Genomic DNA, 12,723 nt, shown 5'->3' on the forward strand with positions numbered 1-12,723 from the left:
TGATGGCATGAATTTTATGGTGCAACGCAACAAGCGGGTACCAAAGAGGGTTCAAGGGAGAGAGTTAATGAAGTCCATTATTTCGCTGATGGCGGCTTGTGCCATCGGTGCTGCTTCCTTTGCAGCGCCGGCTTTCGCGCAGGACAAGGGTTCTGTCGGTATCGCCATGCCGACAAAGTCTTCCGCGCGCTGGATCGATGACGGCAACAATATCGTCAAGCAGCTGCAGGAAGCCGGTTACACGACCGATCTGCAATACGCCGACGACGATATTCCGAATCAGCTTTCCCAGATCGAAAACATGGTCACCAAGGGCGTTAAGGTCCTCGTGATTGCTTCGATCGACGGCACGACCCTGTCGGACGTTCTGAAGCAGGCTGGTCAGCAGGGCATCAAGGTCATCGCTTATGACCGTCTCATCCGCAACAGCGGCGACGTCAGCTACTACGCCACTTTCGACAACTTCCAGGTTGGCGTTCTGCAGGCAACTTCGATCGTTGACAAGCTTGGCCTGAAGGACGGCAAGGGTCCGTTCAACATCGAGCTGTTCGGCGGTTCTCCTGACGACAACAACGCCTTCTTCTTCTACGATGGCGCGATGTCGGTTCTGAAGCCTTACATCGACAGCGGCAAGCTGGTCGTAAAGTCGGGCCAGATGGGCATGGACAAGGTCGGTACGCTGCGTTGGGACCCGGCAACGGCCCAGGCTCGCATGGATAACCTCCTGTCGGCTTATTACACGGACGCAAAGGTTGACGCTGTTCTGTCGCCCTATGACGGTCTGTCCATCGGCATCATCTCCTCGCTGAAGGGCGTTGGTTATGGCACGAAGGACCAGCCGCTGCCGGTCGTTTCCGGTCAGGACGCTGAAGTTCCGTCGGTCAAGTCGATCATTGCTGGCGAACAGTATTCGACCATCTTCAAGGACACTCGCGAACTCGCGAAGGTTACTGTTGGCATGGTCAACGCCGTTCTGCAGGGCAAAGAGCCTGAGGTGAACGACACCAAGACCTATGAAAATGGCGTCAAGGTTGTTCCGTCCTACCTGCTCAAGCCGGTTGCCGTGACCAAGGACAACTACAAGCAGGTTCTCGTCGATGGTGGTTACTACACCGCAGACCAGCTGAAATAAGCCTGCAACACATGCGGGGATGGCTTGGCGCCGTCCCCGTTCTTCCATAAAAATAAAAACGCCTGAATTAATCGGGCGCTGGATTGCGATATGGCCAATACCATTCTCGAAATGCGGAACATCACCAAGACGTTTCCGGGCGTAAAAGCGCTTGAGAACGTCAACCTTAAGGTAAAGGAAGGTGAGATCCACGCGCTCGTTGGCGAGAACGGCGCTGGAAAGTCGACCTTGATGAAGGTCCTTTCCGGTGTTTATCCCGCTGGCACCTATGAGGGCGAGATCCACTATGAAGGTGCTGTGCGAAATTTTCGCGCCATCAACGACAGCGAAGATATTGGTATCATCATCATTCACCAGGAGCTTGCGCTTGTGCCGCTCCTGTCGATTGCCGAAAATATTTTCCTTGGCAACGAGGTCGCTTCGGGCGGCGTGATCAACTGGCAGCAGACCTTCAACCGTACCCGCGAACTTCTGAAGAAGGTGGGCCTGAAGGAATCGCCGGAGACGCTGATTACGGATATCGGCGTCGGCAAGCAGCAGCTGGTCGAAATCGCCAAGGCGTTGTCGAAGAGCGTGAAGCTTCTCATCCTTGATGAGCCGACCGCCTCGCTCAACGAGAGCGATTCCGAGGCTCTGCTCAACCTTTTGATCGAGTTCCGCAAGCAGGGCATGACGTCGATCATCATCACCCACAAGCTCAACGAAGTGCGCAAGGTGGCCGACCAGATCACCGTGCTGCGCGACGGCATGACGGTGAAGACGCTCGACTGTCATCAGGAAGAAATCAGCGAGGACGTCATCATTCGCAACATGGTGGGACGCGATCTAGAAGATCGTTATCCGCCGCGCGACGTGCCGATCGGCGAGACCATTCTCGAAGTGAAGAACTGGAACGCCTATCACCAGCAGCACCGCGACCGGAAGGTCCTGCACGACATCAACGTCACCGTGCGCAAGGGCGAAGTCGTCGGCATTGCCGGGCTGATGGGGGCAGGGCGCACGGAATTCGCCATGAGCGTGTTCGGCAAGTCCTACGGCCACAAGATCACCGGCGACGTTCTGATCGACGGCAAGCCCGTGGATGTCAGCACCGTTCGCAAGGCAATCGATGCCGGTCTTGCCTATGTGACCGAAGACCGCAAACATCTCGGTCTGGTGCTCAACGACAACATTCTGCACAACACCACGCTTGCCAATCTGGCCGGCGTGTCGAAGGCCAGCGTCATCGACGACATCAAGGAAATGAAGGTGGCGAGCGATTTCCGCACACGCCTTCGCATCCGCTCTTCAGGCATCTTTCAGGAAACGGTCAATCTTTCGGGCGGCAACCAGCAGAAGGTCGTGCTTTCCAAGTGGCTCTTCTCCAATCCTGATGTCCTGATCCTCGACGAGCCGACACGCGGTATCGACGTTGGCGCGAAATACGAAATCTACACCATCATCAACCAGCTCGCTGCCGACGGCAAAGGCGTTCTGATGATCTCATCGGAAATGCCTGAATTGCTCGGCAATTGCGACCGCATCTACGTCATGAACGAAGGCCGCATCGTCGCTGAATTGCCGAAGGGAGAGGCGAGCCAGGAAAGCATCATGCGCGCTATCATGCGCTCAGGGGAGAAGAACTCATGAGTTCGGCAAACACCACAAACGAAGAAAGCAACGTCATCTCGGTCGGATCGTATATTCGCTCCAATATCCGCGAATACGGCATGCTGATCGCGCTCGTCGCTATCATGGTTTTCTTCCAGTTCTATACCGGCGGCATTCTGTTCCGGCCCGTGAACCTGACCAACCTCATCCTGCAGAACTCGTTCATCGTCATCATGGCGCTTGGCATGCTGCTGGTCATCGTGGCCGGACATATTGACCTTTCGGTCGGTTCCATCGTCGCCTTCGTCGGCGCGATTGCGGCCATATTGACCGTGCAGTGGGGCATGAACCCGTTTCTCGCGGCGCTGATTTGTCTTGTCATCGGCGGCATCATCGGTGCTGCCCAGGGTTACTGGATCGCCTATCATCGCATCCCGTCGTTCATCGTGACGCTGGCGGGCATGCTTGTGTTCCGCGGCCTTACGCTTTTTGTGCTCGGCGGCAAGAACATCGGCCCGTTCCCGACGGATTTCCAGATCATCAGCACCGGCTTCCTCCCTGATATCGGTGGCATCGAAGGTCTGAACACGACGTCGATGATCCTGACATTGGTGATTACGGTCGTGCTGTTTTATCTCGCGTGGCGCCGTCGCGTGGTGAACGTGAAGCACGGCATCGACGTGGAGCCGTTCGGTTTCTTCATTGTGCAGAACCTGCTCATCTCAGGCGCTATTCTGTTCCTTGGCTATCAGCTGTCCACCTATCGTGGCCTGCCGAACGTCCTGATCGTGATGCTGGTTCTGATTGCGCTTTACAGCTTCGTGACGCGCCGCACGACCATTGGCCGCCGCGTTTACGCCATGGGCGGCAACGAGAAGGCGACCAAGCTTTCCGGTATCAACACCGAACGCCTGAGCTTCCTAACCTTCGTCAACATGGGTGTACTGGCCGGTCTGGCCGGCATGATCATCGCGACACGCCTCAACTCGGCAACGCCGAAGGCAGGCGTTGGCTTCGAGCTTGATGTGATCGCGGCCTGCTTCATTGGCGGTGCTTCGGCCTCCGGCGGCGTTGGCAAGATCACCGGTGCTGTTATCGGTGCCTTCATCATGGGCGTCATGAACAACGGCATGTCGATCGTCGGCCTCGGCATCGACTTCCAGCAGATGGTCAAGGGCCTCGTGCTGCTCGCTGCCGTGTTCTTCGACGTCTACAACAAGAACAAGGGCTGATTGCCCAGCCAATATAGCAAGTCAAAAAAGTGGCCGGTTTCCGGCCACTTTCATAAGGTGAAGGCGCAACGCGCCGAAGAAGATAAGGCGCGTTGCGCCGCAGGAAGGAAATCCCGTGCTCATTTCACAGATCAAGGATGCCAGTGGCAAAATCACCGTCGCCGTTCGCGAAGAAGGCGGACAGGCGCACGCCGTCAACGGCGCTCAATCGGTTTACGCGCTGGCCATGGAAGCTGCCAATAGTGGCAAGAGCCTTGCCGATGTTGTGTCCGCCCATGGTCTCGGCGATGCCGTCGATCTTGAAAAGGCTTACGCTGAAGGTCGCTTTCTGCCGCCGATCACCCATCCCGATCCGGCGCATCTGCATCTGACAGGCACGGGCCTGACCCATCTCGGCTCTGCTGCTACCCGCGACAGCATGCACAAGAAGACCACGGAAGCCGCCGAGGAAAGCCTGACGGATTCCATGAAGATGTTCCGCATGGGTCTGGAAAATGGCAAGCCGAAGGCTGGCGAAAAGGGCGTTCAACCCGAGTGGTTCTACAAGGGCAACGGCTATGTCGCAGCGGCACCCGGTGCTGCTCTCACCTCTCCGTCCTTCGCGCTTGATGGCGGCGAAGAGCCGGAAATGGCCGGCATCTACGTGATCTCCGACAAGGGCGAACCCGTGCGCATCGGCTTTGCCGTGTCGAACGAATTTTCCGATCACGTCACCGAGCGGATCAACTATCTCTACCTCGCCCATTCCAAGTTGCGCCCGGCAAGCTTCGGCCCGGAAATCCGCGTCGGCGTTGCGCCGTCGGATATTCGCGGCACCTCGCGCATCCGTCGTGGCGACAAGGTCATTTTCGAAAAGCCGTTTGTTTCGGGTGAGGACAACATGTCCCACACCTTCGCGAACCTCGAATATCACCACTTCAAATACGGCCTGTTCCGCGCACCTGGTGACGTCCATGTGCACATGTTCGGCACCGCGACGCTCTCTTTTGCGGAGGGCATCAAGCCGGAAGCGGGTGACGTGTTCGAGATCGAGGCCGCTGGTTTCGGCCTGCCGCTGAGGAACCCGCTTGCGGTTAATGCGGAAGAAGAAATCACGGTTCGGCAGATCTGATCTACCGGGGCTGCACGTTAAACGGTTGAGGGAGGGGGTCGCTCAGCGTCCCCCTCTCGACGTCATCCCCGGCTTGTCTTCAGGTGGGACACATCCGCCAAAGCGATAACGCCGCGGTTTTGCCAGTAATCGTCTTGTCTTAGGTGCGTAATGCTGCCGGAAGACGCCGGAAAGCTGACATAACCGACGCTATCGATCGGCATTTTGATCCATGCCGCGATGACGAAGGTAAGAGCGAAGCCATGGGTAACGATGATCTGCGTGGGGCAAGGGCGCGATATAATCGTGTCCACGGCGCGGTACACTCTTTCGGCCAACTCTCGTCTCGTTTCGCCATCAGCAATTCCGCCACGATGATCCATCCGGTCGTGATGGGGGGCCGGTATCTGACGAGCGTCGAGCCATTCCTGCGGCATACCACCCGCCGAACCGTAGCTGATTTCCCGCAGGCCATCCGTGGTTTCAAAAGGGGACTTGAGGTGTTCAGCAATGATTGCCGCAGTCTGGGAGGCCCGCAGAAGATCGGAACTGAAGATTTCGACTGATGCGTTGCCGATCAAGGCCACAAGTTTCTCGGCCGTCGCCTGCGCATCGGCTTTTCCCTTGGGTGTCAGTTCGGTATCATACCAGCCACCAACCTTGTTCTCGACATGATGGACGGACTGGGTGTGCGTGACGACAAAAATGTTCTTCATAGTGTTCTTCCGGGTATCTGGGGCTTACTCGAACCCCCACAGCCTGCCTTCGCCCACCTCCACGGAATTGCCGGCCGGGTCGCGGATGTAGACGGAATAGCTGTCATTCGGCCAGCGGTGATAGTGTTCGATGGGAATTCCAAGCTCCTCGAAGCGGGCTTTCCAGTCGTCCACTTCCGACTTGTCTTTCGCATAAAAACAGAAATGGCCTTGTCCGGTGGCGCCGTGGCGCGGGATCGGATTGTCGGGGGTGGCCGTGCGCGATTGTTGCGGATCGAAGACCAGCAGCATCTGCCGGCCACATTTGAAGAACACGAACTGGCCCGGCAGCCTGCGCACCACCTCCAGCCCGAAGACATCGCGATAAAAGGCCTCGGCGGCGTCGAGATCGTTGGCGTAGATCGCCGTTTCCATAAGGGCGGCTAGCGGTTTCATGGTTCCTCCCCGATGTCTGGCAACGGATATAGCGGACAGTCTATGTTTTCGTGCTGTAGGTCAGCACCGTCAGGTCGTGCTTGCCAACACCACGTTCCAGAACGGTCCAGCCGCAGTTCGTATAATAGGTTTCGAGACGGCGCTGGCAGCACAGGTAGCTGGTGTCGTGACCAAGTTCGGCGGCCCGTTGTGTTGCGGCCTGCATGAGCGCCCGGGCGACACCTGAGCGTCTGCTGTTTTCCTCCACCCAGAGTGCGGCAACCCATGGCAGATATTGTGGCCGCTCCTCCAGATCGCAGTGGATAAGGAAGGCGGAGCCGACGTAACCCTTGTCGTCATGGGCGACGAAGCCGGTTGGCAGGGCATGGGGGTTCACCATGTCCTTCAGATGTTCAGCCACATCGCCGACCTGGAGGCCACTATCCTGCCACCATGCCGTCCAGACCCGTTCCGCAATGATGGGTCCATGGGACTGGCAGTCGCGATAGTCGGAAATACTGTACAAAAAGCCCTCTCCCTGATCGGTTGCTGCGGCGATTTAACCGGTCACGGCGGGCTTTCGCAACCCACAGGTTGTTGAAAGCGGATCAGGGTTTCGTTGCCGTCACATGCAGCCAGTCGGTTGGCAGCTTGTCGTAACCGCTGCCGTGCCGTGCTTCTATTTCCACCCCTGCCCAGGCGAAATGCCCGTACAGGTCCTCAAGCCAGGTTTTCGAAGGATAGTTGTAATAGCGGCCGAACGTGTCGCGGCCTTCCGCTTCTCCGGCCTTGAAGCTGGCGTAGAAAACGCCGCCCTGTTTCAGCGCCGTATGGATGCGGCGGATTATGCCGGAAAGAGCGGGGCGGGGGACATGCAACAGGCAGGCATTGGCCCACACGCCGTCATAAGTCTCCACGTCGCCGATATCTTCGAACAGCAATGTTGCGACGGGAATGCCGAGCCGCGTTTCGGCCGCCTTGGCGATTTCGGGTGTGCCGTCCGTCGGGCGCACGTCGAAGCCTGCAGCGAGCATGAATTCACTGTCCTGCCCGCCACCGCACCCCAGTTCGAGGATGGTCGCGCCTTTGGGCAGGCGCGACAGGAATTTTTCCAAATGGGGAAGGTCCGCCGTCTGCCCTCTCGACGTATAGGCTCCGGCATTATCCGTATAAAAGCCGATCGTTTCGTCGTCTCTGCCGGCCATTGTCTCAGCTTTGCGATTGGCTCTGCGATTGCTGCACGGTCACCGAAACGTTCAGCGTTTCGCCGGCCGGGCCGATCCGCATGCCCGATATCGGCGCGCAGTCGCGGTAGCAGAGGCCAAGGGCAATGCGCACGTAGCGATCGTCAGGGCAGATATTGTTGGCGGCGTCGAAGCCAACCCAGCCGAGGCCCTGCAGATGCACCTCGGCCCAGGCATGGGTTGCCGTCTGCTCCGCCACGTCTTCCATCATCAGATAACCGGAAACATAGCGGGCGGGCAGGCCCATCAGCCGGGCGGCGGAAATGAGGATATGGGCATGGTCCTGGCAGACGCCCTTGCCGGCTTCGAGTGCCAGTTCGGCGGTGGTTTCGGTGTCGGTCGAACCCGGCACATATTCCACCTTGCTGTTGATCTTTTCCATCAGGTCGTGCAGGCGCTCTAGCTCGCTGTTGCCGGTGCTGGCCTTCGCCAGTTCGCGCACGAGTTTGCCGGGCTTCGTCAGCGGCGTCTCGCGCAGGAACAGCCATAGCGGCGCACTGCCGGTGTGGGGGCCGACCATGCCGGCCCTGTCTTCGGTTATGACGAGGCCACCAGCCACGACCTTGACCCTGCGTTGCGGGCCTTCGGTCTCGACCAGTGCGACACGGTTGCCGAAATGGTCGTCATAGCTCACTTCGACGGTGGCGCCGTCGACCGATACATCCCAGTCCTCCACCGTCTGGCACGGGCCGGTCTGTGGCGTCAGGCGCAGCCGCTGTAATGCATAGGGCATCGGCTCGTCATAGACATATTCGGTCGTATGGGTGATTTTCAGACGCATAAGCTGTCCCCGTCCACGCGCTTACAGATAAAAGCGGTAGCCTTCCATGATTTCCTGCCCCAGCTGCCCGTTCCGGTTGACAAATCTCTCCAGAAACTCGTGCAGGCCTTCATCCATGACGCGATCGATCGTCGTCTTGCGCAGACTGTCGCGAATGCTTTCCGCCGTTTCATGCGCCTTGTGCTTTTCACCGTAATCCTCAGCTATGTAATTGAGGTTGCTGGTGATCTTCTCATAGCAATAGGCGAGCGAGCGCGGCATGCGGCCGTTGAGAATGAGGAAGTCGGCAATGTTGGCGGGCTTGTATTCCGCATCATAGACCCAGCCATAGGAGCGGTGCGCCGAGACCGAGCGCAGGATGGATTCCCATTGGGCATTGTCCAGCGAGGAGCCGACATGCGCCACGGCCGGCAGCAGCACGTAATATTTTACGTCGAGAATGCGGGCGGTGTTGTCGGCGCGCTCGATGAAGGTGCCGATGCGGGAGAAATTATAGAGATCGTTGCGCAGCATCGAGCCGTGGAAGGCGCCGCGCACCAGACCGGCGCGATGCTTGATGACATCGATGGTCTGCGGCAGTTCGGCATGGCTGAGCTTGCGGCCGAGGATGTTCTTCAGCTCGATCCAGAATTCGTTGGTGGCTTCCCATGTCTCGCGCGTCAGCGCGGTGCGCACCATGCGGGCATTGTTGCGGCCTGCCTCGATGCAGGACATGACGCTGGAAGGGTTTGCCTTGTCCCGCAGGAGATAATCGATCGCATTGGCCGCCGTCACCTTCTCGCGCGTTTCGAGAAAGGCTTCGTGCACGCCGGCACTCTGCAACACGCCGTCCCAGTCCTCATCGCCGCTGCCGCTGCGCGTCAGGGAAACGCGCAGGCCCGCATCGATAAGCCGGGCGATATTTTCAGCGCGCTCAATATACCGGAACATCCAGTAGAGCCCGTTTGCCGTTCTGCCCAGCATGGCTTAGTCCTCCAGTACCCATGTATCCTTGGTGCCGCCGCCCTGGCTGGAATTGACCACCAGGGAGCCCTGCTTGAGGGCAACACGGGTCAGTCCGCCGGGAATGATCTTCACCTTGTCTGAAACCAGCACATAAGGACGCAGATCGACATGGCGCGGCGCGATGCCGTTTTTCACCATGATCGGCACGGTGGAAAGCGACAGCGTGGGCTGCGCGATGTAATTGGAGGGGCGGGCTTTCAGCTTTTCGGCAAAAAGCGCCCGTTCCTTTTTCGACGCGGTGGGGCCGACCAGCATGCCGTAACCGCCCGAACCGTGAACTTCCTTGACGACCAGTTCGGCAAGGTTGTCGAGAACGTATTTCAGGCTGTCCGGCTCCGAACAGCGCCATGTCGGCACGTTTTCCAGAAGCGGCTTGCGGCCGGTGTAGAACTCGACGATTTCAGGCATGTAGGAATAGATTGCCTTGTCGTCGGAAATGCCGGTTCCCGGCGCATTGGCGATGGTGATGTTGCCGGCGCGGTAGACATCCATGATGCCGGGTACGCCGAGCGCCGAATCCGGCCGGAAGGTGAGCGGATCAAGGAAGTCGTCGTCGACGCGGCGGTAAAGCACGTCGATGGCCTCGTAGCCACGGGTAGTGCGCATCTTGACCTTGCCGTCCATGACGCGCAGGTCGGACCCTTCCACCAGCTCCACGCCCATCATGTCGGCCAGGAAGGAATGTTCGTAATAGGCGGAATTGTAGATGCCAGGGGTCAGCACCGCGACGCGCGGCTTGCCGGTGCAGCCTGGGGGTGCAAGCGAGGCGAGCGATTGGCGCAGCTGATAGGGATAATCCTCCACCCGCTGCACCCGGTTTTCATGGAAGAGTTCCGGGAACATCTGCATCATCGTTTCACGGTTTTCCAGCATGTAGCTGACACCTGAAGGCGTGCGGGCGTTGTCTTCCAGAACATAGAACTGGTCTTCGCCGGTGCGGACGATATCCGTGCCGACAATGTGGGTATAAACGCCGCCGGGTGGCGTGAAACCGATCATTTCCGGGAGGAATGCGACGTTCTTCTCAATGATTTCGCGGGGAATGCGCCCGGCGCGAATGATTTCCTGCTTGTGGTAGATATCGTCGAGGAAAGCGTTGAGAGCGAGAACGCGCTGTTCGATACCCTGGGCCAGTTTGCGCCACTCGCGCCCGGAAATGATGCGCGGAATGATATCGAAGGGGATCAGTTTTTCTGAACTGTCGGCGTGGCCGTAGACTGCGAAAGTAATACCGGTTTTTCGAAAGATGTTTTCCGCGTCTTTAGACTTCTGGATCAGGTGTGCCCTGTCCTGCCGGCTGTACCACTCGTTATAGTTTTCATATGGGCTTCGCGGCGCGTTGTCCGCATTTATCATTTCGTCAAATGCCAACTTCGATGTCCCCTTTTTTGCCATATGAATACAACGACAAATGCAATGCAAGAACTATGCGGAGGCCTCCGTGAAGATTTTTTACCGCCCTAGAGTTTTAAAAAAGAAGCGTTTTTTCGCTTTCAGCCTATAAATGCGGCATTGGCAAATTGGTTGCAGGGCAAGGTGGGGTGGAACGGGGTGGTGGCACTGTGTGCGCCGTGGGCGAATGCACAAATTTTGTTCGTTCGCTTTCGGTTGATGGGTTTTGGGTGTGGCATCAGAAAATCTGAAAGATGCGATCACCAAAACACTTTTGACCTTTTGCGGGGATGGGGATACCGGCTAGCTTGGACGGCTGTGTTTCGCCAAGGGGTGCGCGCCGAGATCCGGCCGGGTCATTGACCGGTTGCTTCAAGTCGTAAAAATGTCAATTCGCCGCATGCCTTATGTCCCGGGCCCATGTCCGGTTGCGGGGCATCACGCGGCACAGAGGAAGTTCCGATGTCGCTCGACCGTCTGGCTCCGGCCATCTTCGTCTTTCTCTGGTCGACCGGCTGGGTCACCGCGAAATATGCCGTTTATTATACTGGTCCGCTGACCTTCCTCTGTCTGCGTTACCTGTTGGCGGGTGCGATATTGTGGGCGATCTGCCGGTTTTCCTCCATTCAATGGCCTGAACGGCGCATCGATGTTTTCCGGGCAATCTTGTCCGGCGTGTTCCTGCACGGCCTTTACCTTGGCATGATCTGGTGGGCGATAGGGCAGGGCGTGCCGGCGGCGATCGGCGGCATTATTGCCGGTTTGCAGCCGTTGATGACGGCGGTTGCCGCCCGTTACATGATCGGCGAAAAGATCTCTCCGGTGCAGCGTGCCGGCTTGCTTCTCGGCTTTGTCGGCATTGCCATCGCCGTGCTGCCGAAGGTCATGGCGTCAGGCGCGCTCGGCCTTTCCGTGCCGTTTTATGCCGTGGCGGTGAATGTGCTGGGCATGACGTCCGTGACCTATGGCACCCTTTACCAGAAGAAATACGTCCATGGCGGAAACATCATGGCGGTCGCCACGCTGCAATATGTCGGCGCCCTCATCGTCACGGTTCCCTTCGCGCTGTTGCTGGAGGATGGTCATGTGGACTGGAGCCTCGGGCTTGCCGCTACGCTCGTCTGGTCGGTAGGCGCGATCTCCATCGGTGCGGTGGCTCTGCTGCTCTATCTCATCCGGCGCGGGCAGGTCTCGCGCGCTGCCTCGCTGATCTATCTCGTGCCGCCGCTTGCCGCCGTGGAAGCGGCCCTGCTTTTCGGGGAAACGCTGACGCCTGCCATGATTGCCGGCACGGTCCTGGCGGTAACGGGGGTGTATCTGGCCAACCGCCGGCCCGCAGCGCCGGTTGAGGCACGTTAATTCCTACAACCTCATATTAGAGATTTGTTAACCATAAAATTATACCTCTCGTTAATCTAGAGATTTGGCGGGGGTTACATGTCTATTTCACGTCGTGGTGTTCTGTTCGGATTGCCGCTGTTGCTGGCCGGCTGCGCAAGTTCCGGCATCGGGCAGCAAAGGCTTAATTATGCGGCGAAGCCGGACGAGAAGTTTCCGCTTCCGGAAATGCATCTCGACAAGGTGAAGCCCGAGTTGCGCCGGCAGGAAGTGGCATACGATACCGCGCATCCGGCTGGAACGGTGATTGTGGATACGCCCGCGCGGCGTCTTTACTACGTACTGGGCGATGGACGGGCAATGCGTTACGGCGTCGGCGTCGGTCGCCAGGGGCTTGCGCTGAAGGGCGACGCCTATATCGGCCGGAAGTCGGAATGGCCTTCCTGGACGCCGACCGCAAACATGATGCGCCGTGATCCGCGCAATCTGAAATACGCCGGCGGCATGGAGGGGGGGCCGAACAACCCGCTCGGCGCACGGGCGCTCTACCTCTATCGCGGCGGCAACGACACCATGTTCCGTCTGCACGGCACCAACCAGCCGCAATCCATCGGCCACGCCATGTCAAGCGGCTGTATCCGGATGCTGAACCACGACATCATCGATCTTTACAGCCGCGTGCCGGTTGGCTCCAGGGTCGTGGTGTTGCAGGCCTGACGGAGAGGCGGATTTTTCCGCCTTTGCCACTCGAAAAAATGCCTGTATCCTTGGGTTGATTTTTTCCACATG

13 protein-coding genes are annotated in these 12,723 nt (G+C 58.3%); 6 read left to right on the plus strand and 7 right to left on the minus strand.

Going from position 1 to position 12,723, the window contains the following annotated elements; translation table 11 throughout:
• Positions 1-67 precede the first annotated feature (67 nt).
• The 4 genes from chvE (at position 68) to araD1 (ending at position 5,065) form a co-directional block, all read left to right on the plus strand.
• Positions 68-1,132 carry a sugar ABC transporter substrate-binding protein ChvE gene (chvE, locus tag ACQZ5Y_RS10490; protein WP_003513717.1) on the plus strand — a complete coding sequence of 355 codons (1,065 nt, stop codon included), beginning with the start codon at positions 68-70 and terminating at the stop codon, positions 1,130-1,132.
• A 90-nt stretch (positions 1,133-1,222) separates the two neighbouring features.
• Positions 1,223-2,761, plus strand: coding sequence for a sugar ABC transporter ATP-binding protein GguA (gguA, locus tag ACQZ5Y_RS10495; protein ID WP_003513716.1), 1,539 nt, complete (start codon positions 1,223-1,225; stop codon positions 2,759-2,761).
• On the plus strand, positions 2,758-3,954 hold the full coding sequence (gguB, locus tag ACQZ5Y_RS10500; RefSeq protein WP_003513714.1) for a sugar ABC transporter permease GguB: 1,197 nt from the start codon (positions 2,758-2,760) through the stop codon (positions 3,952-3,954). The genes gguA and gguB overlap by 4 nt, the downstream gene beginning before the upstream one ends.
• Before the next feature lie 115 nt (positions 3,955-4,069).
• The gene (gene araD1 / locus ACQZ5Y_RS10505; RefSeq protein ID WP_111783628.1) at positions 4,070-5,065 is read left to right on the plus strand and encodes a 2-keto-3-deoxy-L-arabinonate dehydratase AraD1; all 996 of its coding nucleotides are present in this window, start codon (positions 4,070-4,072) and stop codon (positions 5,063-5,065) included.
• A 62-nt stretch (positions 5,066-5,127) separates the two neighbouring features.
• On the opposite strand, the gene ACQZ5Y_RS10510 is transcribed toward araD1, so the two are convergent.
• The 7 genes from ACQZ5Y_RS10510 to ACQZ5Y_RS10540 form a co-directional block, all read right to left on the minus strand.
• On the minus strand, positions 5,128-5,760 hold the full coding sequence (locus ACQZ5Y_RS10510) for a histidine phosphatase family protein (RefSeq protein WP_003513710.1): 633 nt from the start codon (positions 5,758-5,760) through the stop codon (positions 5,128-5,130).
• 24 nt (positions 5,761-5,784) lie between these two features.
• Positions 5,785-6,195 (minus strand): VOC family protein, encoded by a 411-nt coding sequence (locus ACQZ5Y_RS10515; protein WP_111790640.1) that lies wholly within the window; start codon positions 6,193-6,195, stop codon positions 5,785-5,787.
• A 40-nt stretch (positions 6,196-6,235) separates the two neighbouring features.
• Positions 6,236-6,700, minus strand: coding sequence for a GNAT family N-acetyltransferase (locus tag ACQZ5Y_RS10520; protein WP_013636671.1), 465 nt, complete (start codon positions 6,698-6,700; stop codon positions 6,236-6,238).
• An 82-nt stretch (positions 6,701-6,782) separates the two neighbouring features.
• Positions 6,783-7,379 carry a class I SAM-dependent methyltransferase gene (locus ACQZ5Y_RS10525; RefSeq protein ID WP_174049880.1) on the minus strand — a complete coding sequence of 199 codons (597 nt, stop codon included), beginning with the start codon at positions 7,377-7,379 and terminating at the stop codon, positions 6,783-6,785.
• A 4-nt stretch (positions 7,380-7,383) separates the two neighbouring features.
• Positions 7,384-8,199, minus strand: a complete 816-nt coding sequence (locus ACQZ5Y_RS10530; RefSeq protein ID WP_003513702.1) for a transglutaminase family protein — start codon at positions 8,197-8,199, stop codon at positions 7,384-7,386.
• A gap of 21 nt (positions 8,200-8,220) precedes the next feature.
• Entirely contained in the window at positions 8,221-9,162 is a 942-nt protein-coding gene (locus ACQZ5Y_RS10535) for an alpha-E domain-containing protein (RefSeq protein WP_003513700.1), read from the minus strand.
• Between the two features lie 3 nt (positions 9,163-9,165).
• Positions 9,166-10,575, minus strand: a complete 1,410-nt coding sequence (locus ACQZ5Y_RS10540) for a circularly permuted type 2 ATP-grasp protein (protein ID WP_003513699.1) — start codon at positions 10,573-10,575, stop codon at positions 9,166-9,168.
• A gap of 483 nt (positions 10,576-11,058) precedes the next feature.
• Here ACQZ5Y_RS10540 and ACQZ5Y_RS10545 point away from each other — a divergent pair, with 483 nt between their 5' ends.
• Together ACQZ5Y_RS10545 and ACQZ5Y_RS10550 are read left to right on the plus strand one after the other, a co-directional pair.
• Positions 11,059-11,955 carry a DMT family transporter gene (locus ACQZ5Y_RS10545; RefSeq protein ID WP_149909907.1) on the plus strand — a complete coding sequence of 299 codons (897 nt, stop codon included), beginning with the start codon at positions 11,059-11,061 and terminating at the stop codon, positions 11,953-11,955.
• 78 nt (positions 11,956-12,033) lie between these two features.
• Positions 12,034-12,651 carry a L,D-transpeptidase gene (locus ACQZ5Y_RS10550; protein WP_003513696.1) on the plus strand — a complete coding sequence of 206 codons (618 nt, stop codon included), beginning with the start codon at positions 12,034-12,036 and terminating at the stop codon, positions 12,649-12,651.
• The last annotated feature ends 72 nt before the right edge of the window (positions 12,652-12,723 follow it).

Source organism: Agrobacterium sp. A3-95, from assembly GCF_053521785.1.